Consider the following 22583-nt stretch of genomic DNA (forward strand, 5'->3'; position numbering starts at 1 on the left):
CGGCGGGCTGACGGGAAGGGTCAGGCCGTGGCGAGGAGGTGCGGGTGCGTCAGGGCGCCGTGGGCGGGCGTGGTGGTGGTCAGGGCCTCGTCGTAGCGGTGCAGCAGGAGGCGCGCCATCGCCGGGTGCGCGCCCAGCGGTGCGGCGGCGATTCCCGGTGCGGCGGCGGCCGAGACGGTCGCGAAGCGGCCGGGGGCCGTGAAGTACGAGGCGAGGGCGACGCGGTGGCGGCCACGGGCGGCGAGTGCGCGCACGGCCGTGGGCACGTCGGGCGTGGCCGCCGAGGCGTAGGCGGGTACGACGGGCACGGAGCCGAGGCGGTCGCTGAGCAGGGCGGCGGTGCGGCGGGCGTCGACGTCGGAGTCGGGGTCGCGTGATCCGGCGGCGGCGAGTACGACCGCGCAGTCGCGGCGCGTACCGTCCTCGTCCCGCCAGCCGGCTTCGACGAGACGCCCGTAGAGGGCCTCGACGAGCAGCGGGTGCGGCCCGAGGGGGGCCGCCACCCGGGTCCGGAGGTGGCTCGCGGCGGCGGCGGCGAGCGGGATGTCGTGCCGGACGTGGTGGCCGCGGCCGAGCAGGAGCGGCACGAGCACCGCGTCACCCCGCCCGACGGCGTCCAGGGTGTCCGGCAGCAGCGGTTCGTTCAGCTCGATGTGGCCGAGCCGGACGTCGAGGGCGGGCCGCAGCTCCCTCACCCGGTCCAGGAGTTCCAGGACCGTGCGCAGGGCCTGCGGGTCCCGGCTGCCGTGCGCGACGGCGACCAGGGTGGGGGCGGATCTGCGGGTGCGGTGCATGGGCCTGCGGGTTCCGTTCGGGGAGACGAGGCTGAGCTGGCTTCCGAGCTGGGAGGTGATGCGGGTCAGGATCTGCGCTGTGCTGTCGAGGGGCAGGGGCTCACGCGGGTGTTCCGTTGCCGGCTCCTTCATGAACCGATGGTGACGGGCGGACGTTGCCGGGCCGTTTCGCACCGGTGACGGGTCTTTGCCTCTGTCTCACGGAACGGGGGCCGGTGGTGTCAGCACCTGTTCACACCCGGCCGCGAACCTTTCGCCCCCGCCGTTCGTCCGTTCCCTGAGGGACGGGTACGAGCGCGGGGGGCGCCACATGCGGCTGAGGACAGTGAAGAGGATCGGCCGTGCGCGGCTGAGCGGCCCGGGACGGTTCGTCGCCGCCCGGCCACGGCTGCCGCGTACCCGGCGGGGGCGGCGGCGGCTGACGCAGGCGCTGATGGTCGCCTGCGCGGTGGCGCTGGCGCCCGCGACCTGGCTCCACACCACGGCCGACGCCCGGGTGCGGACGGCGGCCGGCGTCCCGGCGCGGGAGGTCACCGTGGTGTTCGGGGCGGGGCTGCGGGAGGGCCGCCCCTCGCCGTACCTGGCGCACCGGCTGGACGCGGCCGCCGAGCTGTACAGGACCGGGAAGGTGCGGGTCGTGCTGGTCACCGGGGACAACAGCCGGGTGGACTACGACGAACCGGACGCCATGCGCACGTACCTCACCGCGAGCGGGGTGCCGGACAGCCGGATCGTGAGCGACTACGCGGGCTTCGACACCTGGGACTCCTGCGTCAGGGCCAAGAGGATATTCGGGGTCGACCGGGCCGTCCTGGTGAGCCAGGGCTTCCACATACGGCGGGCGATCGCCCTGTGCCGGTCGGCCGGGATCGACGCCTACGGGGTGGGGGTCGACGCCGTACACGATGTGACCTGGTACTACGGCGGGACGCGGGAGGTCTTCGCGGCGGGCAAGGCGCTCCTGGACGTCGTGTTCGAGCCGGACCCGCACTTCCTGGGCCCCCGGGAGCCCGGCGTGACGGAGGCGCTCGCCGACGACCTCACGGCGGCGGGTCCGGCGGGCTGAGGTGTGCGTACCGGGGGCGTAACCGGACGCACCGGTGCTCGTAATACCGGCCTCGCACGCTGGGTGTATGGCCCGCACCGAGACGCCCACCCACTGCCCGTACTGCGCGCTCCAGTGCGGGATGAAGCTGCGACCGGTCACCGACGGCGGGGTGGTCGAGGTCGTGGAGCGCACCGACTTCCCCGTCAACCGGGGAGCGCTGTGCGGCAAGGGGCGCACGGCGCCCGCCGTGCTCGCCGCCGGTGTGCGGCTGACGGGGCCCCTCGTGCGGGGCGCGGACGGTGAGCTGGCCCCGGCGAGCTGGGACGTGGCGCTGGAACGGGTCGCGGACGGGCTGCGCGGGACACGGGCGGAGCACGGTGCGGACGCCGTGGGGGTGTTCGGCGGGGGCGGGCTCACCAACGAGAAGGCGTACGCCCTCGGGAAGTTCGCCCGGGTGGTGCTCGGCACCTCACAGATCGACTACAACGGCCGTTTCTGCATGTCGTCGGCCGCCGCCGCGCACCAGCGGGCGTTCGGCCTCGACCGCGGGCTGCCGTTCCCGCTGGAGGACGTTCCCCGGACCGGGTGCGTGATCCTGGTCGGCTCGAACATCGCGGAGACCATGCCGCCCGCGCTGCGCTATCTGACCGAGCTGAGGGAGAACGGCGGCCGGCTGATCGTGATCGATCCGCGCCGGACCAGGACCGCCGAGCAGGCGGACCTGCATCTGGCGCCCCGGCCGGGCACTGACCTGGCCCTCGCGCTCGGCATGCTGCACCTGGTCGTGGCGGACGGACGGGTGGACGAGGAGTTCGTCCGCACCCGGACCAGCGGCTGGGACGAGGCGAGGGCGGGTGCGATGGCGCACTGGCCGGAACTGGTGGAGCGCCTCACCGGGGTGGCCGTGCCGCAGTTGCGCGAGGCCGTGGAGATGTTCTGCGGGGCGGGGACCGGCATGGTCCTCACCGCGCGTGGCCCCGAGCAGCAGGCCAAGGGAACGGACACGGTGGGGGCGTGGATCAACTTCTGCCTGGCCACGGGCCGGGCGGGCCGTCCGCTGTCCGGATACGGCTGCCTGACCGGCCAGGGCAACGGCCAGGGCGGCCGGGAGCACGGTCAGAAGGCCGACCAGCTGCCCGGTTACCGCAAGCTCACGGACCCGGCGGCGCGCCGGCATGTGGCGGGGGTGTGGGGCGTCGACCCCGACACCCTGCCGGGGCCGGGGCGCAGTGCCTACGAACTGCTGGACGCGCTGGGCCGGGACGTGCGGTCGCTGCTGGTCATGGGGTCGAATCCCGTCGTCTCGGCCCCGCACGCGGGGCATGTGGAGGAGCGGCTGCGGTCGCTGGACTTCCTGGCGGTCGCGGACGTGGTGCTGTCGGAGACGGCGGCACTGGCCGACGTGGTGCTGCCGGTGACGCAGTGGGCGGAGGAGAGCGGCACCGTCACCAGTCTGGAGGGCCGGGTACTGCTGCGGCAGCGGGCGGTCACACCGCCGGAGGGGGTGCGCAGCGATCTGGAGGTGCTCCACGCGCTGGCCGGGGCCCTGGGACACGGGAAGGGCTTCCCTGCCGATCCTGAGGAGGTCTTCGACGAGCTGCGCCGCGCCTCGGCGGGCGGTCCCGCCGACTACGCGGGCATCACCTACGCCCGGATCGCGGCGGAGGACGGGGTGTTCTGGCCGTGCCCTGACGAGGACCACGCCGGCACGCCGAGGCTGTTCCTGGAGCGGTTCGCGACGGACGACGGGCGGGCGCGGTTCGTCCCCGTCACGCACCGGGCCGCCGCCGAGGAGACGGACGCGGAGTACCCGGTCGTGCTGACCACCGGGCGGGTCGTGTCCCACTACCAGTCGGGAGCGCAGACGCGCCGGGTCGCCGAGCTGAACGCCGCCGCACCGGGTCCGTTCGTGGAGCTGCATCCCCGGCTCGCCGAGCGGATCGGGGTGGCCGAGGGCGAGGCCGTCGCCGTCACCTCGCGGCGCGGGCGGGCGGTGGCACCGGCCCGGATCACCGTGGGGATCAGGCAGGACACCGTCTTCATGCCGTTCCACTGGCCCGGCGAGGGCCGGGCCAACTCCCTGACGAACCCCGCGCTCGACCCGGTGTCGCGCATGCCGGAGTTCAAGGTGTGCGCCGTGCGGGTGGAGGCCGCCCGCTGAGCCGGTGACCGCCCGGCACGGGCGTGCCCCCGGTGACCCGCTGAGCCGTCACCGCCCGCCACGGAGGTGCGCGGGGGGTGTGGGAGCGGCGTGCCGTGCGCGGGGAAGGGCAGCGGGGCGTCCGTCACGACGGCGCGACGGGCGCCGTCCCGGCGGACACCCAGGCGAGATAGCGGTCGTGGCCGCGTACGACGGGCGTGGCGATGATCTCGGGCGTCTCGTAGTCGTGCGCCGCGACGAGGTGGGCCTCCAGCGCGTCGTACCGCTCGGCCGTCGTCTTGAACAGCACCTGCCACTCCTGCCCGGTCTCGACCGCCCCCTGCCACCGGTAGACGGAGGTGACGGGGGCGGTGATCTGGGCGCACGCGGCGAGCCGTGCGTCCACCGCGCCCCTGGCGAGGGTGTGGGCCTTCTCCTCGCTGTCCGTCGTGGTCAGTACGGTCAGCCATGCGGGTCCGGTCATGCCCGGGTCTCCTCGTCCTCGGTGTCCGTGGCCCCTCGATTGTCCGCTCCCGCCCCGTCAGCCGCCGTACGGGTGCCGTGTCCTGGCCTCGCGCAGGGCGCGGCCCCACCAGACCAGCTGGTCGAGCATCCTCTTGGCCGCTCCGTCCGCCTGTGCCGGGTCCCTGAGCGCGCCCCGGTCGTCGAAGAGGGCGCCCGCGTTGTGGAAGGAGACCGTGTCGCGTACGGAGACGGCGTGCAGTTCGGCGAAGACCTGGCGCAGGTGCTCGACCGCGCGCAGGCCGCCGGAAATTCCGCCGTACGACACGAACGCGACGGGCTTGGCCTGCCACTCGGTGTAGTGCCGGTCGATGAGGTTCTTCAGCGGGGCCGGGTAGGAGTGGTTGTACTCGGGGGTCAGGACGACAAAGGCGTCGGCGCGCGCCAGCCGCGTGGTCGCCGCGGCGGCGCCGGTGGCAGGCGGCTCGGTCTCCGCCACGTCGATCAGACCGGCCTCGATGTCCGGGTGGCCGGCCGCCCGCCCGAGGAACCACTCGGCGACGACGGGTCCGAAGCGGCCCTCGCGGTTGCTGCCGAGGATGACGGCCACCTTCAGGGGGTCGTCGGACGGAGGGGAAGCAGGTGTGTTGAGGTCCATGTACCGCAGACTCACGCCTCAACCATGGTTGAGGTCAAGCGCCGGACCGCCACGCATAGGCTGGAGGCCATGACGACCTCCGTTCCGGACCTCTACGTCGAGTTCGACGGACTTCCCGCCACCGGGGACGATCTGCGGATCCCGGCCTTCGCCGGCTACGGCCATTTCACCGCGATGCAGGTCAGGGACCGCATGGTGCGCGGACTCGCCCTGCATCTGGACCGCCTTGACTCCGCGAACCGGGAGTTGTTCGGTTCTCCGCTCGACGGGGAGCGCGTGCGCGGACTGGTCGGGCACGCACTCGACGGCGCCAGGAGGCACGACGCGTCGGTCCGGGTCCACGGCTTCATGCCGCCGGGGAGCCCGGCGCCGGTACCCATGGTGACGGTGCGGGGGCCGGTCCCTGCGGACCACACGCCGCGGAGCCTCATGTCGGTCCCCTTCGCACGCTCGGTACCCCACATCAAACGCCCCGGCGAGTTCGGCCAGGTCTACTACGGGGAGCAGGCCAGGCGGGCCGGCTTCGACGACGCGTTGCTGACCTCGCCCGGCGGCATGGTGACCGAGGGCGCGGTCACCAACATCGGTTTCTGGGACGGAACTTCCGTGGTCTGGCCGGACGCCCCCGCACTGACGGGCATCACCATGGCGCTGCTGGAGAGCGGCCTCGCGCGGACGGGCCTGCCCTCGGTGAGGCGCGGGGTGACGCTGGACGGGCTGACCGGCTACCGGTCGGCGTTCGTCACCAACTCCCAGGGCATCGCCCCGGTCCACCGGATCGACGACGTGCCCTTCACCGTCGACGAGGACCTGATGAGGCTGCTCGGCCAGGTGTACGAGGACGCCCCACGCGAGGCCGTCTGACCTCCTCCACGGACGCACGGCCCGCGGCGGCGAGGCCGCGCCGCCTCCTCGGCGTGCGGAAGCGCGGGGGCGCGGGCGCACAGGGGTGCGGGAGCATGGGGCCATGCAGATCCACATCGAAGCCTCAGAACTCCCGGGCCGCACCTGCGCCCCCGGCACCGACTTCGCCGGTTTCGACGACATCCACGTCGGCGTGCAGCGCAAGGACCGGCCCGGCGAACTGTTCGGCCTGCATCCGGGCGACGCGGCTCGCGCCTCCTGGACCCTGGACTGCTCCGCCGTGCCCACCGCCGAGGGCGTCGAGGTGTCGGGGCCGTACGTCCAGAACCGGCTCGGGGGGCGCTTCATCTACCTGTCGTGGGGCACGGTGGACGGCGACGGCGCGTTCACCATGTTCCGGCGGGCCAAGCTGATGATGAGTGACGTCTCCCCCGACGTCCTGGAGGCCGCCGCGCGCACCGGGCACCTCACCGCGCGGTTGCGTCTGACCGACGCCGAAGGGCGGCCGCGGTGCGCCCGCGTACGCCCGCCGGACATCGTCTGGGCCGCGACGGAGGGGAGCCCGGCCTCCGGGGCCTGAGTCGCGGGAGTCATGACACCGCCCTCACAGGGCCGGGGGGGGGAGGCCTGTGAGGGCGATTGCCATGGGGCCGGCGGGGGGATGCCGCCCCGTGGGGGGATAGTCACCGTGTTCCCGGCCATCACGCGAGCATTCCTGTGACCTGCGTCACACTGTCGGTGCGGGCGCCACCCGATCGGCGCCGGTCCGGCCCAGGGCCTCCCCCAGGGCCACGACCTGCACCGCAGCGGCCGGACCGCGACGCCCCCCTGACCCGCACGGGTGATATCTGACGGACCGTCAGCATGCGCGGGGACGGTATGGCCCGTTACCTCGGAGGCAGGACACATCCGTCTGCCCGGAGGATTCCCATGCGCAGCCCCGCCCGCCTCGTGACCGGCACCGCCGCAGCGGCCCTCACCGTCGCCGCGCTCGGCGCCGCAGCCCCGTCCGCGTACGCGGACGGCCTCGGCAGACCGGAGTTCGCCGCCGCCACGGTGGCGCCCGGCACGACGGACTGCGGACCCGAGGGCGCGGCGGGCGGCGACGCGCTCCTCTGCGAGAGCGGCGACACGACGGCCGGGGACCCGGAGCCCGCGGACGGCCTGGAGTCCGGTGACGCGGAGCCGCTCGAAGGTCTGGATCCGCTCGACGGCCCGGACACGGCCGAGGACCCCGCGGCGGCCCTGGAGCCCTCCTGGCCGGAGACCGATGAGGAGAGTACGGCGGACACCGGGGACGAGGCCGGAGGTGTGCGGCAGCCCGGAACCGGCACGGGCTCGGCGCCCGGGACGAAGCCCGGAACGCCCCCCGGGACGGAACCCGGTTCCGCCGAGCCGCCGGTGCCCCCGGGGCACAGGCCCACGGCCGCACCCAGCCCCAGCCGGCCGTCCGGGCACGTGGGTACGGGCGTCGGCGGCAGCGCCACCCCGGACACCGCCCAGCTCGTCGCGGGCGGTGGCCTCGTCGCCGCGGCGGCCGTCGGCGGCGCCCTGCTCCTGCGCCGGCGCCGCGCGGGCGCAGCACGCCACTACGGCCCACGCGGCATGCGCTACTGAGGGCGCCCGGCGGAGGACGGGACGTGGACAGGACGGCACTGAGGTCCAGGGCCTGGCTGGCGGGCATCGTCGCGCTGTGCGGCCTGTGGCTGGTCCACAACGGCTCGGCCGTCCGGACCGCCGCCCCCCAGCCCGCCACTGCCGAGGCCTTCACCGCCGGCGCCGGGCCACGGACCGGGACGGGCACCACCCGGCCGCTGGGGCCCGCCGCGCCGGTCAGGATCCGCGTCCCCGCCATCGGTGTGGACGCTCCCATGACGGGACTCGGCCTGGGCGCCGACGGCCGCCTCGCCGCACCGCCCGCCTCGGACCGCAACCTCGCGGGCTGGTTCGAGGACGGCACCCCGCCCGGCGCCGAGGGCACCGCGATAGTCGCCGGTCACGTCGACAACGCCGAGGGGCCGTCCGTCTTCTACTCCCTGGGCTCCCTGAAGAAGGGCGCCCGGGTCGAGGTCGACCGCGGGGACGGCCGCACCGCCGTCTTCTCGGTCGACGCGGTCGAGCTCCACGACAAGGACGACTTCCCGGACGAGCGCGTCTACGACGCCACGCCGTACGCCTCGCTGCGGCTGATCACCTGTGGGGGCGGCTTCAACCGCGAGACCGGCTACCAGGGCAACGTGGTGGCGTACGCACACCTCACGGGGGTGCGCTGATCAAGCCGTCCACTGGTCGAAGCCGAGCTTGGCGACCAGTGAGAACACCACGACCAGCAGGACCCCGCGCACGAAGTCGCTGCCCTTCCTCAGCGCCATGCGTGCCCCGAGCATCGCGCCCGCGAGGTTGAACACGGCCATCAGCGCGGCCAGCTGCCACAGGACGGTGCCCTGGTAGGCGAACATCGCCAGCGCCCCGCCGTTGGTGCAGACGTTCACGATCTTGGCGTTGGCGGACGCGGTGACCAGGTCGAGGTGGAGCACGGCGGTCAGGGCCAGCACCAGGAAGGTGCCCGTCCCCGGCCCGAAGAGCCCGTCGTAGAAGCCGATACCGCCGCCGGCCAGCACGATCGCGGTGACGGTCCGGGCCCGGCCGGGCTTCCTGCCCGCGCCGTCACCGGCCGCCGCCGTGCCGAAGGACGGACGCAGCATCACGAAGGCCGCCACGGCGAGCAGCACCACCATGATCACCGGGCGCAGCACGTCGCTGCTGATGCCCGCGGCGAAGAAGGCGCCGGCCATCGATCCGGCGAGCGCCATGAGCCCGATCCGTACGGCCGTCCCGACCTGCACCGGCGCCTTGCGCACGTAGGTCACGGCGGCCCCCGAGGTGCCGACGATGGCCACGGCCTTGTTGGTGCCGAGGATGTGCGCGGCCGGGACGTGCGGCAGGCCGAGCAGCAGGGCGGGCAGGAGGAGCAGCCCGCCACCTCCCACCACCGCGTCGATCCAGCCCGCCGCCGCTGCGGCCAGGCAGAGGAGGACCAGGGTGGTGAGGGTTGTCTCAGGCATGCTGGCGACCTTAAGCAGGTGGTGGGTACACCGTCCAACCGGCCGCCCTCGCCCTCACAGCGGGCGTCACCGCGCGCTGAGCGCAAGGTTCCTCCCGGGAAACAGGAGGGATGCGGTCGGGTAACACCCGCCGCGCACTCTCATGGGCATGAGGACACAGACGGAGAACGCGGCGCGGGTGGTGGTGATCGGCGCCGGGATGGCGGGCGCGCGGCTCGCCGCCCGGGTCCCCGGCGTCACCGTCATCGGCGAGGAGGCGCACGCGCCCTACAACAGGGTGCTGCTGGCCGAGGTGCTCGCCGGCCGGTACGAGCCGGACGTGATCGCGCTGCCGCCCGCCGAGGTGCGGCGCGGGGTGCGGGTCGTGCGGATCGACCGGGCGGAGCGACAGGTGCTCTGCGACGACGGCGGCGTCATCGGCTACGACCGCCTGGTCCTGGCCACCGGCTCCAACCCCGTGCTGCCGCCGCTGCGCGGCCTCGGTCACGTGCTGCCGGACGGGGTGCACCCGTTCCGCACCCTCGAGGACTGCCTGGCCCTGCGCGCCGCCGTACGCCCCGGCGTACGGGCCGTGGTCATCGGCGGCGGCCTCCTCGGGGTGTCGGCCGCACGTGCCCTGGCCGAGTGCGGCGCGCAGGTGGTGCTGGCCCAGCAGGGCGAGCACCTCATGGAGCGGCAGCTGGACTCCGAGGCGGCCGGGATGCTGCGCCGCCACCTGGAGGCACTCGGCGTCGAGGTGCACACCGAGTGCCGGGTGCGCGGCCTGCGCTGCACCGGCGGGGAGACCCCCGCGGTGCGCGCCGTCGAGATGGCCGACGGTTACGAACTGGAGGCCGAGATCACGGTCCTGGCCTGCGGGGTCCGTCCCAGGACGGGTCTGGCCCAGGCGGCGGGCCTGGAGGTCCGCAAGGGCGTCGTCGTCGACGACGAGCTGCGCACGTCGGACCCGTACGTCCACGCCGTCGGCGACTGCGCCGAGCACGACGGCACGGTCTACGGGCTGGCGGGTGCCGCGCTCGAACAGGCCGACGCGCTGGCCGAGGTGCTGTCCGGTCGCCCCGCCCGCTACCGGGGCACCAGGGCGCTCACCCGGCTCACCCTCCGCTCCCCCTCTTCCGCCCCCCTGCCCGTCGGGACCACCGGAGCCGCCGTCGTCTCCGGGACGTCCGCCGGGCTCGACCTGGCCGCCTTCGGCGACTCCCGCCCGATGCCCGGCGACGACGTGATCAGGCTGGCCGACGCCACCCGGAACGCGTACCGCACGGTCGTCGTCCGGGGCGACCGGCTGGCGGGCGGGGTCCTGTTCGGCGATCTCGGCGCGGTCGGCACCCTCGCCCGGACGTGGCAGGACGACGACCCCCTCCCCGCCGACATGTCCCTGCTCCACCTGCTCACCAACGACGGAGGCTTCTGATGCCGGTGTCCACTCCCCCGACCGCCCCCACCGCAGGCGTGCCGACGATCGTGGTCGTCGGGCACGGGATGGTCGGACAGCGGTTCCTGGAAGCGCTCGCCGACCGTGGCCTGACCGCCGCCGCCGGCACCGCCAGGATCGTCGTGCTCTGCGAGGAGCCCCGCCCCGCGTACGACCGGGTCCAGCTGACCTCGTACTTCTCCGGCAGGACGCCGGAGGACCTCTCGCTCGTCGAGCAGGGCTTCATGGAGCGCCACGGCATCGAGCTGCGCGTCGGTGACCCGGCCGAGAGCGTCGACCGTGAGGCGCGCACCGTCACCGCGCGCTCCGGGGAGACCTTCTCCTACGACACGCTGGTGCTGGCCACCGGCTCGTACCCCTTCGTCCCGCCCGTTCCCGGCAAGGACGCCGAGGGCTGCTTCGTCTACCGCACCATCGAGGACCTCCTGGCGATCGAGGAGTACGCGAAGACCGCGAGGACCGGCGCGGTCGTCGGCGGCGGCCTCCTCGGCCTGGAGGCGGCGGGCGCGTTGAAGGGCCTCGGCCTGGAGACGCACGTCGTGGAGTTCGCCCCCCGGCTGATGCCCGTCCAGGTGGACGACGGGGGCGGCGCGGCGCTGCTGCGCACCATCGAGAACATGGGCCTCTCCGTCCACACGGGCGTCGGCACCCAGGAGGTCACCTCGGGCGAGGACGGCCGGGTCAACGGCATGTCCCTGTCGGACGGTTCCTCGCTCGGGACCGACCTCGTCGTCTTCTCCGCCGGCGTGCGTCCCAGGGACCAGCTGGCCCGCGACTGCGGTCTGGAGGTCGGCCCGCGCGGCGGCATCGTCGTCGACGAGGAGTGCCGCACCTCCGACAGCGACGTCTTCGCGATCGGCGAGTGCGCCCTCGCCTCGGACGGACGGGTCTACGGGCTGGTGGCGCCGGGCTACGAGATGGCGCTCGCGGTCGCCGAGGTGATCGCGGGCAACGCGGCCTCCTTCACGGGCGCCGACCTCTCGACGAAGCTGAAGCTGCTCGGTGTGGACGTCGCCTCGTTCGGTGACGCGCACGGCACGGCCGAGGGCTGCCTCGACGTCGTGTACGCGGACTCCCGCTCGGGTGTCTACAAGAAGCTGGTGATCGGCCAGGACGGCACGCTGCTCGGCGGTGTCCTGGTCGGCGACGCCGACCAGTACGGCACGCTGCGGCCGATGACCGGCACGGTGCTCCCGGTCTCCCCGGAGCAGCTGGTGCTGCCGGCCGGCGCGGGGGGCCCGGTCACCCTCGGCCCGTCCTCGCTGCCCGACGAGGCCGTGATCTGCTCCTGCCACAACGTGACCAAGGGCGCCATCTGCGAGCACACCACGCTGCCCGAGGTGAAGAAGTGCACCAAGGCCGGGACGGGCTGCGGAAGCTGCGTCAAGGTCATCGGACAGCTGCTGCCGCAGCCCGAGGACCAGGGGCTGTGCGGCTGCTTCGCGTACACCCGCAGCGAGCTGTACGAGATCGTGCGCACCCTGGGTGTCACCCGGTACGCCGACCTCCTCGACTCGCACGGCCGTGAGACGGCCCGTGGCGGCGACGGCTGCGAGGTCTGCAAGCCCACGGTCGGTTCGATCATCGCGTCGCTGGCCCCCACGGTCGGCGCGAGCGGCTACGTCCTCGACGGCGAGCAGGCGGCCCTCCAGGACACCAACGACCACTTCCTCGCGAACCTCCAGCGCAACGGCTCGTACTCCATCGTCCCGCGCATCCCCGGTGGTGAGATCACCCCGGAGAAGCTCATCGTGATCGGCGAGGTGGCCCGGGACTTCGGCCTCTACACGAAGATCACCGGCGGCCAGCGGATCGACCTGTTCGGTGCCCGCGTCGACCAGCTGCCGCTGATCTGGACCCGCCTGGTGGACGCGGGCTTCGAGTCCGGGCACGCCTACGGGAAGTCGCTGCGCACGATCAAGTCCTGTGTCGGGCAGACCTGGTGCCGCTACGGCGTGCAGGACTCGGTGAGGATGGCCATCGACCTGGAGCTGCGCTACCGGGGCCTGCGCGCGCCGCACAAGCTGAAGTCGGCGGTCTCGGGCTGCGCCCGGGAGTGCGCGGAGGCCCGCGGCAAGGACTTCGGGATCATCGCCACGGCGCAGGGCTGGAACCTCTACGTGGGCGGCAACGGCGGCGCCACCCCGCGTCACGCGGACCTGCTCGCGCAGGACCTCTCCGACGCCGAACTGGTCCGTCTCATCGACCGGTTCCTGATGTTCTACATCCGCACGGCGGACCGCCTGGAGCGCACGTCGACGTGGCTGGACCGGATCGAGGGCGGCCTGGAGCACGTGCGCGACGTCGTCGTCCACGACTCGCTGGGACTCTGCGACGAGCTGGAGCGGCTGATGGCCGACCACGTCGCCGGTTACCGCGACGAGTGGGCCGAGACCATCAACGACCCGGAGCGGCTGCGCCGCTTCGTGACCTTCGTGAACGCTCCCGACGCCCCCGACCCCTCGGTCAAGTTCGTCCCCGAGCGGGACCAGGTCAAGCCCGACCTGGACATCCTCGCGGGCCCGGTGCTTGCCATCCGTACTCTTGAAGGGACCTCTTCCTGATGACGACCCAGACGATGGAAACGGCGCGGGACACCCGGACGATCCGGCTCGCGGACGGGGACGACTGGCTCACGCTCTGCGACCGCTCGCTCCTGACCCCGGGGCGCGGTGTGGCGGCCCTCCTCCCGGACGGCCGGCAGGTGGCGCTGTTCGTGGACCGGGCGGGGCGCGCGTACGCGATCGACAACCGCGACCCGTTCACGGGGGCGTACGTCCTCTCCCGCGGCCTGGTGGGTTCCGCGGAGGGGCGGCCGTTCGTCGCGTCGCCGCTGCTGAAGCAGCGCTTCGACCTGGAGACGGGCGCCTGCCTGGACGACGACGACGTGACCGTGCCGGTCTTCCCGGTCCGCGCGGACTGACCCGTGCGCCCGGCGGCGCGGCTCCCAGGAGCGCGCGCCGGCTCCCGGCGGCACCCTGTGGGCGGGGTGCCGCCTTCGCGGTCCCGGCCCACCCCCCGTCAGCGGGCCGGCACGACCGTCCGCAGACGCGTGACGGACAGGCGGGGGTCGCCGCCGGTGACGAGTGCCTCGCCCACCAGGACCGCGTCCGCCCCGAGTGCGGCGTACTCCGCGACGTCGGCCGCGTCCCGGACACCGGACTCGGCGACGCGCACCACGGTCGGCGGGAGGCCGGGGACGACCCGTGCGAAGGTGCCCCGGTCGACCTGGAGGGTCCGCAGGTCCCGGGCGTTGACACCGATGACCGTGGCGCCGGCCGTGAGGGCCCGTTCCGCCTCGGACTCGTCGTGCACCTCGACCAGCGGGGTCAGTCCGGCCTCCAGCGCGAGGCCGAGGAGTGCGGCCAGCCGGCCGTCGTCGAGGGCGGAGACCATGAGCAGGATCAGGTCGGCTCCGTACGCCCGGGCCTCCCACACCTGGTACGGGTCGACGATGAAGTCCTTGCGCAGGACGGGGACACCGATCCGTGCGCGGACGGCCTCGAGGTCGGCCAGCGAGCCGCCGAACCGCCGTCGCTCCGTCAGGACGCTCACGGCCGCGGCACCTCCGGCGGCGTAGTCCGCCGCGAGCGCCGCCGGGTCGGCGATGTCGGCGAGCGCACCGCGTGACGGGCTGGCCCGCTTCACCTCGGCGATCACCGACACCCGCCCCGGATCGCGGAGCAGGGCTGCGCAGTCGCGTGGCGCTCCCCAGGCCGCCGCGCGGTCGCGGAGCTCGGCCGGCGACGTGCCCGCGCGCCGGGCCTCCAGGTCCTCCCGGACGCCTTCGATGATCTGGTCGAGCACGCTCATGGCCTTCGATCCCTCTCTCGCCGGACAGTCGCCCGGGACACACTGTGGCTGATTTCCGCGCAGGCGGCTTGAAATGTACGTCGGGATTCGTACGCTTCCGGCAAATTCAGAAGGGATTGCCCCGGGCAGGGAGGGGCGGGTCCGGGCATCCCGGAACGATCGGCGAATCGGCGAGCGGACCCGGCGTCCGCCTCTCCGGAATGCGCCGGTGCCGTGGCGGCCTTCGGGGAGCGGCGCCGTCGGCCTTTCGCCGGAATTGCGGTGAGCACCCGGGATAATCTCCCGCCCGGGGTGGCATAAAGATTTCGTATTGATTTACCGCGGCCCCGGACTTCCGCCCCGGTCTGTGCTCGTACGGGTCCGGGCCGGCAGGCGGACGGGACGTCCCACGAGCCACGGACGGCAGAAAAAGAGCCGGCTGTCCTGTCGACAGGACAGCCGGCTTCGAGGACCGCCCCGCCGGGCCGGGGAGGCGGCCGGCCGGGACCCGGCTCCACGAGGCGGACGGAAGGCCCCGGGCACGCGGCCCTCAATGCGCGCTGGATACGGCCCCACGGCTCCGCTGAGCGCTCTGCAGGGTGACCACGTCCACCTGCCGGACCACGGCGCCGCCCGTCCCGGCACCCGCTTCGAACACCAGCTCCGCCGCCGAGTCCAGAGTGGCGAGCACCCACTCGTCCACGTCGGCCCCGCTGCGCTCGGCCGCTTTCAGCCATCGCTCGAAGCGTTCCGCCGGGACGGCCAACTGCTTCGTCGCGCTGACCTCCTCGAGCGTGTCGACCACGTCGGCGTCCCTGGACTTCCGCAGGGCGGTGCGCAACTGCTTGGTCGTCCACGCGAGTTCCTCCGCCCGGCTGAGCCACTCCTCCTGCCCCTCCACCGGCAGCGAGGCCACCTCGGCGTGGTGCTGGAAGGTGAGCCGCGCACGTCGTCGCTCCACCTCGAAGCGCCTGGCCACCCAGGCGTAGTTGCGCAGGGTCTGGTACCGCAGACCGGCGGTCCGCAGTCCCTGCTGGTACCGGTCGACGTAATGGTTCTTGCCATAGGTCAGCCAGTCCCCGAGCCACCACGAGGAGGAGTCCAGGACCCCCGCCAGCTGACGTCCCGCCCTCTCCCACTCGTCGAAACTGAGCGCCTCCGGTAACTGCAGGCCCACTCTCGTGGTCAGCACCTGGTCCGCCCTCGCCCCCGACCGGCCCCTGCCCCCGCCGCCCCGCTGCGGCGGAATCACTCGTGTCACCCGTGGAGCGGATGACGCGGGTTCTCTTATTCCACCATCGACACCATTGGCCAAGATCACGTACATGACCCCCGTCTCGGTCAGTTCTGTGTACGCGGTTTAATTAGTCACTTTGCGCTCACGTCGAAAGCCAGGAAAGCAGTCGGTAGTTACAGTGTCAAGATTGTGTGCAGGCGCCGGGGGCGGCCTGAGTTCCCCGGTCGTGAGAGTTGTTGCATTCGGCAGGTATTACCTTTCGATAATGACGGCCATGCGGCCCCGCCAAGGCCCGTCCCATGAGTGAGGGCCGCCTCCTCGCACAGCCGTGAAACGCCGCCCCGCGCCACATAGCGGAAGGATGGATTCCCGAATTGCTGATGCCGCCCCGAAGGAGGCGGCGCCCCTCAGGCCGCCCGGTCGAGTACCGACCGCACCGGAACCCGCCTCACCGCCATCGGAGCCATCGACGACCCCGTGAGAAGCCCCCGCACGGGCGTCGCCCGGGAGCCCTGGCGCGGCGCGGAGGACGCCGTGGCGGGCGACTCCGCCAGGAGGTGCTGGTCCGACAGGTAGCGCAGGACCGCGAGCACCCGGCGGTTGTCGCTCTGGCTTCCGGGGATGTCCAGCTTGTCGAAGACGGTCGCGACCCGCTTCTCCACCGTCCCTCGCGAGACGCTGAGCCGCTCCGCGATGGCGCCGTTGGTGCGCCCCTGCGCCATGAGGGACAGCACCTCCAGTTCCCGCTCGCTCAGCGCCTCGAGTCCTCCGCCCCCGCCCCGGTCGCCGGCACGGCGGCGCACGGCGCCGGCGGCGAGCGCGCCGACCATGCGCGGGTCGACCGTGGTGCCGCCTCCGGCGACCTGGGCGAGGGCGTCCATCAGCTCGCCGGCGTCCGTCATCCGGTCCTGGATCAGGTAGCCGACCCCCACCCCGTCACCTGCGAACAGCCGCGCCACGTGCTGCGGTTCGGGTGCGGCGGAGAAGAGCAGCAGCCCGAGACCGGGGTGTTCACGGCGGGCGTCGAGCGCCGCGCCCACACCCTCGTCACCCCAGGTCGGGGCGAGCCTGACGTTGGCGATGAGCACGTCGGGCCGGTGGGTGCCGATCAGGCCCGGCAGGGCCGCGGCGTCATGGACGGCGGCGGCCGTCCGGTGACCGTGCTCGCCCAGTACGTGGACGAGACCCGCGCGCAGCACCGCGGATCCTTCGGCTACGACCAGTCGCATGGCGGATCACTTCCTCTGCCGGGGTTCACCCGTGCCGCCGGCGCGGCCCGGGAGGGCTGGGGCGGGTTCGGGGGCCGCTCCTCCATCTCAGCCACCGACGGCCGCGCCGCTTCGGGGCGCGGGACGGCGGTCCAGCAGGTCCGCCATGTTCGTCAGCGTACGGCTTCGGGCGAACTCGCCGATGGTCAGGCGCCGTTCCAGGGCGATCACCAGCCGTGCCGCCGCGCGGGACGTACCGCCGATCTCGAAGAAGTTGTCGCCCCTGCGAATGCGTTCGGCCGGCACTCCGAGCACCTCCGCCCACAACGCGGCCAGACGGCGCTCGCCCTCCGTGGCCGGCCCGCCCTGGTTCACGCGATCGTCCGAACCGCTCATGCTGTCGCCTCCACTGGGAAATCCCTGCGGCCGTGAGCCTTCGCGGCTCCACGCCTTCTTGCCGAAGACATTAGGGAACAGTCTTATCGGCGGAATATCGGTCCAGTTCCGGAGGGCGAAAAGACGGAGCCGGTCCGGCCGGCCGCGCGTGCGCCCCGTGGGCCGTGCTGCGCCTCAGTCGGCCCCCTCCAGAAGACGCTGGAGGGCCCCGACACGGTCGCACAGCTCGCTCACCTGCTCACGGAGTTCTTCCTGCCGTGCCGTGGCGCCGTCCGCCGCCCTCCGCCACGTGCTCCTCTCGGAGGAGACCCAGAAGAGCCCCGCGGCCACGAGCGTGGCCGTACTCAGCATCACCGAACTCGTGATCACCGCACCTGCCGTGGAATCCATCACGCTGCCTCCCCGGCCCGTCCGACGGGCCTTCCGCATGGACTTGCACACTAAATTCAATCGCTTTCGCACCCGGTCCGCCATGGAGGAAATCCTCCGCGTATTACTTTCCGACAGCAGACAATGGCCTGTACACCCATGTTTGCGCACGGACAGCCCTTCAGCCCCCGGGGACTGAAGGACCGGGGGCTGGAGGGCGGACGGCCCGGGGGCCGTGAGTGGTGTCAGAGGGTCTCGTGCACGGCGGTGGGCGTCCCTGCGGCCACCGGTACGACCTCGCGCTCCGCGCGTCGCTGGATGATGGAGTCGGCTATCTCTCCGCTGCGCACGGCGATGTTCGACAGCAGGGACGACGTCAGGCCGTGCGTGTGCTCCGTGCCTCCCTGGAGGTAGATCCCGCAGGCGAGTTCGGGCGTCGTGACCAGACGGTAGTCACGGGTCACCCGGTGCCTCCCCGACTCGTCGCGCAGGCAGTGGCGGTCCAGGTCGCCGAGCAGGGCGGTCGGGTCCATGGTGTCGTAGCCGGTCGCGAAGACGATGACGTCGACGTCGAGGGGCTTCAGGTCCTGGCCACGCAGTGACCGGAGCTGGACTCTCCTTCGCTCCCCCGCCTTCTGGACGGAGTCGACCTTGGTGAGGTTGGAGTAGTGCAGCCGCTTCACCCCTGTCACGTCCTCGTCGTAGACGACCTGGTAGAGGTGCCGGATGTCGGCGTCGTCGACCACCCCGTAGTTGGTGTTGCGGTGATAGCGCCAGAAGGCGTCACGGGCCGGCCCGTCACCGAAGTGGTAGTCGTCCACCGCCTCGGCGTCGAACACCTGGTTGGCGAAGGGTGTGTCGTCGGCGACCGAGTATCCGTACGACGGGAGGATCGCGTGCACCTGTGCGTGCGGCAGCTTCTCGTGGAGGAACTTGGTGATCTCCGCAGCGCTCTGTCCGGCCCCGACCACCGCCACGCTCCGCAGCTTCGCCGGGTCGGTGCGCCCGTACCTGCCGAGGAACTCCGAACTGTGCCAGACCGCTGCGTCCCGTGTGATCCCGTCCGGCATGCGCGGCTGAAGCCCCGTGGAGACGACCACGTTGCGCGCCTTGATCTGCCGCGTGCCGCCCCCGACGGTGTCGCGCACGTCGAGCCGCACGTGGTCCGCCGGTCCGTGCGTGTGGTCCGGGGGCAGCCGGATCCCGGTGACGGCGGAGTCGTAGGAGACGACGTTGGCCATCTTCGACTCGGCCCACTCCAGGTACTGGTGGAACTCCTGCCGGGGCGGGAAGAAGTCCTTGCGGTTGACGAACTGCGCCAGTCGCCCCTGGTCGTGGAGGAACGACACGAAGCTGAACCGCGACACCGGGTTGCGGAAGGTGACCAGGTCCTTGAGGAACGAGATCTGCATGGTCGCCGAGGGCAGCAGCATGTTCCGGTGCCAGCCGAACGACGGCTGGCGCTCGAAGAAGGCCGCGGAGAGCGGCGCGGTCAGGACGTTGGCGTGGTGCTCCTCCAGTGAGATGGACAACGACAGGTTGGACGGACCGAATCCGATGCCGACCACGTCGTAATACTCGTTCTCGCAGGCAATCATGAATGCTCTCCCGTTCGCGGGGCTGTGAATGTGGATGGCCGGGTGCCGGCGGCGTCCCGGCCTCCGGGCGGCGCGGGCGGCGCGGGCGGCGCGGAGCCGCCGGCGGCGGTGGTGACGGTGCGGGACGACACCTCAGCCGGCGGTCCTGTGGCGGATCTCCAAGGTGCAGCACTTCACGCTGCCCCCCGCCTTCAGCAGCTCGGACAGGTCCACCCCGACCGGCTCGAAGCCGCGGTCGCGCAGGTGCGCGGCGAGCACCGTGGCGGTGTCGGGCAGGAACACCCGCAGCCCGTCGGAGACCGCGTTGAGCCCGAAGACCAGGGCGTCCTCCTCACGGACGAGGAGCGCGTCGGGGTGCAGCTCGCGGAGCGTGGCCAGGCTGTCCGGGGCGAAGGCGCCCGGGTAGTACATGATCTCGGTGTCGGAGAGCACCGCGAGTGCGGTGTCCAGGTGGTAGAAGCGGGGGTCCACCAGGGTGAGGGTGACCACCGGGCGGCCCAGGGCCCGCCGCAGCTCGTCGTGGGCGCGGGGGTCGGTCCGGAACCCGGTACCCGCCAGCACGGTGTCGCCCACCACCATGTAGTCGCCCTCGGCCTCGTTGACGTACTCGGCCGCATGGACCTCGGGGTAGCCGCGGGAGGTGAACCACTCCTGGTAGGCCGGGGCCTCCGCGCCGCGTTCCGGATGCCGGAACCGGGCGACCAGCACCCGGTCGTCGAGGACGGTCGCGCCGTTGGCCGCGAAGACCATGTCGGGCAGCCCTTCGACCGGCTCGATGAGGTCGACGGTGTGTCCGTGTTCCAGATACAGCCGTCGCAGGCCTTCCCACTGCTCCACCGCGAGCGCGGCGTCGACCGGCTTCCCGGGGTTCATCCAGGGGTTGATCGCATAGGTGACGTCGAAGTACGCGGGCCGGCACATCAGGTAGTGCCGGGCGGTGGCCGTACGCACGGCCGTGTTCTGGGACAAGGGAGTGCCTTCCGGTCGGTGGAGCTCCTGCGGTGTTCGGCCGCTCCCCGGGGGTCGCCCGGGAGCGTGCGGTGACGCGTGCGGTGGTCGGCCCACCGTCGCGTCGACGTGTGCGGGGCGCGGACCCGGTCAGGCCGCCGCGCGTTCGACGGGGCAGCTCATGCAGCGCGGTCCGCCGCGGCCACGGCCCAGTTGGTCACCCCGGATGGGCAGCACCTCGATGCCGTTGTCCTCCAGCATCCGGTTGCTGTGCTCGTTGACCTCGTACGCGACGACACTGCCGGGGGCCACGGCGAGGAGGTTGGAGCCGTCGTTCCACTGCTCGCGCTCCGAGCCGTAGGAGTCCTGCCGGGTCTGGAGCACCCGGACCCGGTCGAGCCCGAGGGCCGAGCCGACGGCGGCGAAGAAGTCCCCGTTCTCGGTGGCCCGCGGGACCTCGCGGGGGCCGGGGGTCAGCGTCCAGGACCGCAGACGCCGGCGGTCGAGACCGGCGAAGAGCGTGAACGCGTCCCTGTCCACCATGGTCAGCACGGTGTCGAGGTGCATCAGGGCACGGGCCTTGGGCAGTTCGACGGCGATCACGCGGAGGGCGGAGCCGGCCCGGAAGAGCGAGCGGGCCAGGATCTCCACCCCGGCGGGGGTGGTGCGTTCGCCGAGGCCGACGAGGACCGTGCCGTTGCCGATCACCTCGACGTCACCTCCCTCGATCGAGGCGGGGGCCATCGCCTCGCCGTCGATCCACCGGTGGGCGCCGCTGTCCGCGAACATCGGGTGGAAGGTGTAGAGCGCCTCGTAGTTGACGGTCTCCCGTTTGCGGCCGGCCTTCATCATCGGGTTGACCGAGACGCCGTCGTACACCCAGCAGCTGGTGTCCCGGGTGAAGAGCGAGTTGGGCAGCGGCGCGAGGACGAAGTCGTCGTCGGCCAGCAGGTCCAGCCCCAGGGACCGGGCCGCGCCGGCGCGACGCTCGCCCAGCGCCTCGACGAGTTCGCGCTTGTTGAGGCCGCCGATCAGGTGGGTGGCGAGGTCCTCGGGGCCCATGGCGGCGAGCACCCGCCCGGTCACCTCCGTCAGGGTGGCGCCGAGATGGGGCTGGCGGTCGTCCAGGACACGGCCGAGCACGAAGGCCACCGCCTCCTCGTCCTTGACCGTCTCGGCGAGCAGACCGTGCAGGAGGTGGACCGTGACCCCCCGGTCGCGGAGAAGCTGCTGGAAGGCCCTGTGCTCCTCCTGCGCCCTGGACACCCACACGACGTCGTCGAACAGCAGGTCTTCCTTGTTGCCGGGGGTCAGCCGCTCGAAATCCAGGCCCGGTTCGTGCAGGATCACCTGCTTCAACACACCGACCTCAGAATTCACATGGAACATGTTCTCTCCTGACTTCGATCCTGCCTTCGGTCCTGGGCAGCGTCTGCTCGTGCACCGAAGCTACGGAGGCACGCTTCTTTTCCGTTATCGAAGTCTTTTCGGCCATACGGGTCACGCCACGGCGGCCTGAACATGACGGTCCACGAACACGTCTGTTTTTCTCCGTACCGCTACGCGCCTATGCCCGTGCGGCCCGCAGGACGGCCCGGGGACGAAGCCCGATCGATAACAAGCCGAAAAGGCCGCTGGCTAGTTTTCTCGGCAGACGGACGCCCCGTCCCCGAAAGGAGCGGTCCTGATGTTCGTACCCCCGCCCTACCGAGAGCCGGCCGGGTCCTGGATGGCCGACCTGGTCCGTGACAACCCCCTGGCCCTGCTGGTCGGCAACGGCAACGCCGACGACGGGCCGTTCGCCACCCATCTGCCCGTGATCCCGGATCCGGACGCCCCCGCCCTCGGCGCCGACCTGTCGGGGGCCGTCCTGCTCGGCCACATGAACAGGTCGAACCCGCACTGGTCCGCGTTGCGGACGGGCGGGACAGCGGTACTGACCTTCACCGGTCCGCACGCCTACGTCTCACCGACGGTGTACGGGGTGACGCCGGCGGCACCCACCTGGAACTTCACCTCGGTGCACGTACGGGGCACGATCGAGCGGCTCGACGAGACCGGGTCGTCCGAGGAGAGCCTGGACGTGGTCACGTCCACCGTGCGCGCCTTCGAGGCGGATTTCGGCACCAGCTGGGACATGACCGCGTCGATCGGCTACTTCCGGAAGATCCTGCCGAGCGTGGGCGCGTTCCGCTTCACCGTCACCGGTGCCGACGGAATGTTCAAACTCAGTCAGGAACAGCGTCCCGACATTCGCGGCCGTGTGCAGAAGACGTTCAGCGACCATCCGTGCAGCCGCCACCGGGCGACCGCCTCTCTCATGAGCCGATTGCCATGAACCGGGCACCCGCCGGAACGCCGCGCATTTCTCCGTTGCTCGACATGGGATTCCGCACCACTTCCATGGAACTCGCCCGGATCATCACGGTCACCCTACGCAGAATCAACCGGCGCACCTTCAGGAATGCGGCGCCCGCTCTTCACGAGGAGAAAAGCCAATGTCGGTAAGTGAAATCATCCCGGTACGCGCCTCGTTCGCGCCCGGCCCCACCGGGAGCCTTCCGGGGCC

General features: G+C 72.3%; 22 protein-coding genes. 10 read left to right on the forward strand and 12 right to left on the reverse strand.

Going from position 1 to position 22583, the window contains the following annotated elements; all coding sequences use genetic code 11:
• Window positions 1-20: 20 nt before the first annotated feature.
• Complete coding sequence (locus ACHFIV_RS25735) at window positions 21-926, reverse strand: sirohydrochlorin chelatase (protein WP_398973517.1); 906 nt, start codon at window positions 924-926, stop codon at window positions 21-23.
• A gap of 178 nt (window positions 927-1104) precedes the next feature.
• Here ACHFIV_RS25735 and ACHFIV_RS25740 point away from each other — a divergent pair, with 178 nt between their 5' ends.
• Both ACHFIV_RS25740 and ACHFIV_RS25745 read left to right on the forward strand, forming a co-directional pair.
• On the forward strand, window positions 1105-1860 hold the full coding sequence (locus ACHFIV_RS25740) for a vancomycin high temperature exclusion protein (protein WP_398973520.1): 756 nt from the start codon (window positions 1105-1107) through the stop codon (window positions 1858-1860).
• Window positions 1861-1927: 67 nt separating this feature from the next.
• Window positions 1928-4003 (forward strand): molybdopterin oxidoreductase family protein, encoded by a 2076-nt coding sequence (locus ACHFIV_RS25745; protein ID WP_398973522.1) that lies wholly within the window; start codon window positions 1928-1930, stop codon window positions 4001-4003.
• A gap of 124 nt (window positions 4004-4127) precedes the next feature.
• Here the strand turns inward: ACHFIV_RS25745 and cutA are convergent, their stop codons facing one another.
• Together cutA and ACHFIV_RS25755 are read right to left on the reverse strand one after the other, a co-directional pair.
• Window positions 4128-4466: a divalent-cation tolerance protein CutA gene (gene cutA / locus ACHFIV_RS25750; RefSeq protein ID WP_398973524.1), complete on the reverse strand. Its 339-nt coding sequence runs from the start codon at window positions 4464-4466 to the stop codon at window positions 4128-4130.
• A gap of 57 nt (window positions 4467-4523) precedes the next feature.
• Window positions 4524-5102, reverse strand: a complete 579-nt coding sequence (locus ACHFIV_RS25755; RefSeq protein ID WP_398973593.1) for an NADPH-dependent FMN reductase — start codon at window positions 5100-5102, stop codon at window positions 4524-4526.
• Window positions 5103-5171: 69 nt separating this feature from the next.
• On the opposite strand from ACHFIV_RS25755, the gene ACHFIV_RS25760 reads away from it, so the two are divergent.
• The 4 genes from ACHFIV_RS25760 (at window position 5172) to ACHFIV_RS25775 (ending at window position 8239) form a co-directional block, all read left to right on the forward strand.
• Entirely contained in the window at window positions 5172-5966 is a 795-nt protein-coding gene (locus ACHFIV_RS25760) for an aminotransferase class IV (protein ID WP_398973527.1), read from the forward strand.
• A gap of 103 nt (window positions 5967-6069) precedes the next feature.
• Window positions 6070-6546 carry a DUF5990 family protein gene (locus tag ACHFIV_RS25765; RefSeq protein ID WP_398973529.1) on the forward strand — a complete coding sequence of 159 codons (477 nt, stop codon included), beginning with the start codon at window positions 6070-6072 and terminating at the stop codon, window positions 6544-6546.
• 350 nt (window positions 6547-6896) lie between these two features.
• On the forward strand, window positions 6897-7583 hold the full coding sequence (locus tag ACHFIV_RS25770) for a hypothetical protein (protein WP_398973532.1): 687 nt from the start codon (window positions 6897-6899) through the stop codon (window positions 7581-7583).
• Window positions 7584-7606: 23 nt separating this feature from the next.
• Complete coding sequence (locus ACHFIV_RS25775; RefSeq protein WP_398973535.1) at window positions 7607-8239, forward strand: class F sortase; 633 nt, start codon at window positions 7607-7609, stop codon at window positions 8237-8239.
• Here ACHFIV_RS25775 and ACHFIV_RS25780 read toward each other — a convergent pair whose 3' ends face one another.
• A complete protein-coding gene (locus ACHFIV_RS25780; protein WP_398973537.1) occupies window positions 8240-9031 on the reverse strand; it encodes a sulfite exporter TauE/SafE family protein in 792 nt (263 codons plus the stop codon). It abuts the gene before it with no gap.
• Window positions 9032-9179: 148 nt separating this feature from the next.
• Between ACHFIV_RS25780 and ACHFIV_RS25785 the strand changes: the two genes are divergently transcribed.
• Genes ACHFIV_RS25785 through nirD form a run of 3 tightly spaced genes read left to right on the forward strand, consistent with a single transcriptional unit; the run spans window position 9180 to window position 13389 of the window.
• On the forward strand, window positions 9180-10445 hold the full coding sequence (locus tag ACHFIV_RS25785; protein ID WP_398973540.1) for an NAD(P)/FAD-dependent oxidoreductase: 1266 nt from the start codon (window positions 9180-9182) through the stop codon (window positions 10443-10445).
• Window positions 10445-13030 carry a nitrite reductase large subunit NirB gene (nirB, locus tag ACHFIV_RS25790; RefSeq protein WP_398973543.1) on the forward strand — a complete coding sequence of 862 codons (2586 nt, stop codon included), beginning with the start codon at window positions 10445-10447 and terminating at the stop codon, window positions 13028-13030. Before ACHFIV_RS25785 ends, nirB begins: the two co-directional genes overlap by 1 nt.
• Window positions 13030-13389 (forward strand): nitrite reductase small subunit NirD, encoded by a 360-nt coding sequence (gene nirD, locus ACHFIV_RS25795; protein WP_398973546.1) that lies wholly within the window; start codon window positions 13030-13032, stop codon window positions 13387-13389. Before nirB ends, nirD begins: the two co-directional genes overlap by 1 nt.
• 98 nt (window positions 13390-13487) lie before the next feature.
• On the opposite strand, the gene trpC is transcribed toward nirD, so the two are convergent.
• The 8 genes from trpC to ACHFIV_RS25835 form a co-directional block, all read right to left on the reverse strand.
• Window positions 13488-14279 carry an indole-3-glycerol phosphate synthase TrpC gene (trpC, locus tag ACHFIV_RS25800; protein WP_398973548.1) on the reverse strand — a complete coding sequence of 264 codons (792 nt, stop codon included), beginning with the start codon at window positions 14277-14279 and terminating at the stop codon, window positions 13488-13490.
• Window positions 14280-14808: 529 nt separating this feature from the next.
• The gene (locus tag ACHFIV_RS25805) at window positions 14809-15450 is read right to left on the reverse strand and encodes an LmbU family transcriptional regulator (RefSeq protein WP_398973551.1); all 642 of its coding nucleotides are present in this window, start codon (window positions 15448-15450) and stop codon (window positions 14809-14811) included.
• 452 nt (window positions 15451-15902) lie between these two features.
• Window positions 15903-16724, reverse strand: coding sequence for a LuxR C-terminal-related transcriptional regulator (locus ACHFIV_RS25810; RefSeq protein WP_398973554.1), 822 nt, complete (start codon window positions 16722-16724; stop codon window positions 15903-15905).
• A gap of 87 nt (window positions 16725-16811) precedes the next feature.
• Entirely contained in the window at window positions 16812-17099 is a 288-nt protein-coding gene (locus tag ACHFIV_RS25815) for an acyl carrier protein (RefSeq protein ID WP_398973556.1), read from the reverse strand.
• A gap of 174 nt (window positions 17100-17273) precedes the next feature.
• A complete protein-coding gene (locus ACHFIV_RS25820) occupies window positions 17274-17489 on the reverse strand; it encodes a hypothetical protein (protein WP_398973559.1) in 216 nt (71 codons plus the stop codon).
• 224 nt (window positions 17490-17713) lie between these two features.
• Window positions 17714-19066, reverse strand: coding sequence for a lysine N(6)-hydroxylase/L-ornithine N(5)-oxygenase family protein (locus tag ACHFIV_RS25825; RefSeq protein ID WP_398973561.1), 1353 nt, complete (start codon window positions 19064-19066; stop codon window positions 17714-17716).
• Window positions 19067-19198: 132 nt separating this feature from the next.
• Entirely contained in the window at window positions 19199-20035 is an 837-nt protein-coding gene (gene ddaH / locus ACHFIV_RS25830; RefSeq protein ID WP_398973563.1) for a dimethylargininase, read from the reverse strand.
• A gap of 129 nt (window positions 20036-20164) precedes the next feature.
• Window positions 20165-21403, reverse strand: coding sequence for an arginine deiminase (locus ACHFIV_RS25835; protein ID WP_398973565.1), 1239 nt, complete (start codon window positions 21401-21403; stop codon window positions 20165-20167).
• A 298-nt stretch (window positions 21404-21701) separates the two neighbouring features.
• On the opposite strand from ACHFIV_RS25835, the gene ACHFIV_RS25840 reads away from it, so the two are divergent.
• On the forward strand, window positions 21702-22352 hold the full coding sequence (locus ACHFIV_RS25840) for an FMN-binding negative transcriptional regulator (RefSeq protein WP_398973567.1): 651 nt from the start codon (window positions 21702-21704) through the stop codon (window positions 22350-22352).
• Window positions 22353-22583 lie beyond the last annotated feature (231 nt).

The organism is Streptomyces sp. ALB3 (genome assembly GCF_044385685.1).
Taxonomy (GTDB): Bacteria; Actinomycetota; Actinomycetes; order Streptomycetales; family Streptomycetaceae; genus Streptomyces.

What these genes read in the sequence shown, in the direction of transcription:
- ACHFIV_RS25760 (WP_398973527.1), top strand. Translation starts at nt 5,172, where the DNA reads ATGACGACCTCCGTTCCGGACCTCTACGTCGAGTTCGACGGACTTCCC.
- cutA (WP_398973524.1), bottom strand. Translation starts at nt 4,466, where the DNA reads ATGACCGGACCCGCATGGCTGACCGTACTGACCACGACGGACAGCGAG.
- ACHFIV_RS25780 (WP_398973537.1), bottom strand. Translation starts at nt 9,031, where the DNA reads ATGCCTGAGACAACCCTCACCACCCTGGTCCTCCTCTGCCTGGCCGCA.
- ACHFIV_RS25740 (WP_398973520.1), top strand. Translation starts at nt 1,105, where the DNA reads ATGCGGCTGAGGACAGTGAAGAGGATCGGCCGTGCGCGGCTGAGCGGC.
- ACHFIV_RS25770 (WP_398973532.1), top strand. Translation starts at nt 6,897, where the DNA reads ATGCGCAGCCCCGCCCGCCTCGTGACCGGCACCGCCGCAGCGGCCCTC.
- ACHFIV_RS25735 (WP_398973517.1), bottom strand. Translation starts at nt 926, where the DNA reads ATGAAGGAGCCGGCAACGGAACACCCGCGTGAGCCCCTGCCCCTCGAC.
- ACHFIV_RS25815 (WP_398973556.1), bottom strand. Translation starts at nt 17,099, where the DNA reads ATGAGCGGTTCGGACGATCGCGTGAACCAGGGCGGGCCGGCCACGGAG.
- nirB (WP_398973543.1), top strand. Translation starts at nt 10,445, where the DNA reads ATGCCGGTGTCCACTCCCCCGACCGCCCCCACCGCAGGCGTGCCGACG.
- ACHFIV_RS25785 (WP_398973540.1), top strand. Translation starts at nt 9,180, where the DNA reads ATGAGGACACAGACGGAGAACGCGGCGCGGGTGGTGGTGATCGGCGCC.
- ACHFIV_RS25745 (WP_398973522.1), top strand. Translation starts at nt 1,928, where the DNA reads ATGGCCCGCACCGAGACGCCCACCCACTGCCCGTACTGCGCGCTCCAG.
- ACHFIV_RS25840 (WP_398973567.1), top strand. Translation starts at nt 21,702, where the DNA reads ATGTTCGTACCCCCGCCCTACCGAGAGCCGGCCGGGTCCTGGATGGCC.
- trpC (WP_398973548.1), bottom strand. Translation starts at nt 14,279, where the DNA reads ATGAGCGTGCTCGACCAGATCATCGAAGGCGTCCGGGAGGACCTGGAG.
- ACHFIV_RS25820 (WP_398973559.1), bottom strand. Translation starts at nt 17,489, where the DNA reads ATGGATTCCACGGCAGGTGCGGTGATCACGAGTTCGGTGATGCTGAGT.
- ACHFIV_RS25765 (WP_398973529.1), top strand. Translation starts at nt 6,070, where the DNA reads ATGCAGATCCACATCGAAGCCTCAGAACTCCCGGGCCGCACCTGCGCC.
- ACHFIV_RS25825 (WP_398973561.1), bottom strand. Translation starts at nt 19,066, where the DNA reads ATGATTGCCTGCGAGAACGAGTATTACGACGTGGTCGGCATCGGATTC.
- ACHFIV_RS25835 (WP_398973565.1), bottom strand. Translation starts at nt 21,403, where the DNA reads ATGTTCCATGTGAATTCTGAGGTCGGTGTGTTGAAGCAGGTGATCCTG.
- ACHFIV_RS25810 (WP_398973554.1), bottom strand. Translation starts at nt 16,724, where the DNA reads ATGCGACTGGTCGTAGCCGAAGGATCCGCGGTGCTGCGCGCGGGTCTC.
- nirD (WP_398973546.1), top strand. Translation starts at nt 13,030, where the DNA reads ATGACGACCCAGACGATGGAAACGGCGCGGGACACCCGGACGATCCGG.
- ACHFIV_RS25755 (WP_398973593.1), bottom strand. Translation starts at nt 5,102, where the DNA reads ATGGACCTCAACACACCTGCTTCCCCTCCGTCCGACGACCCCCTGAAG.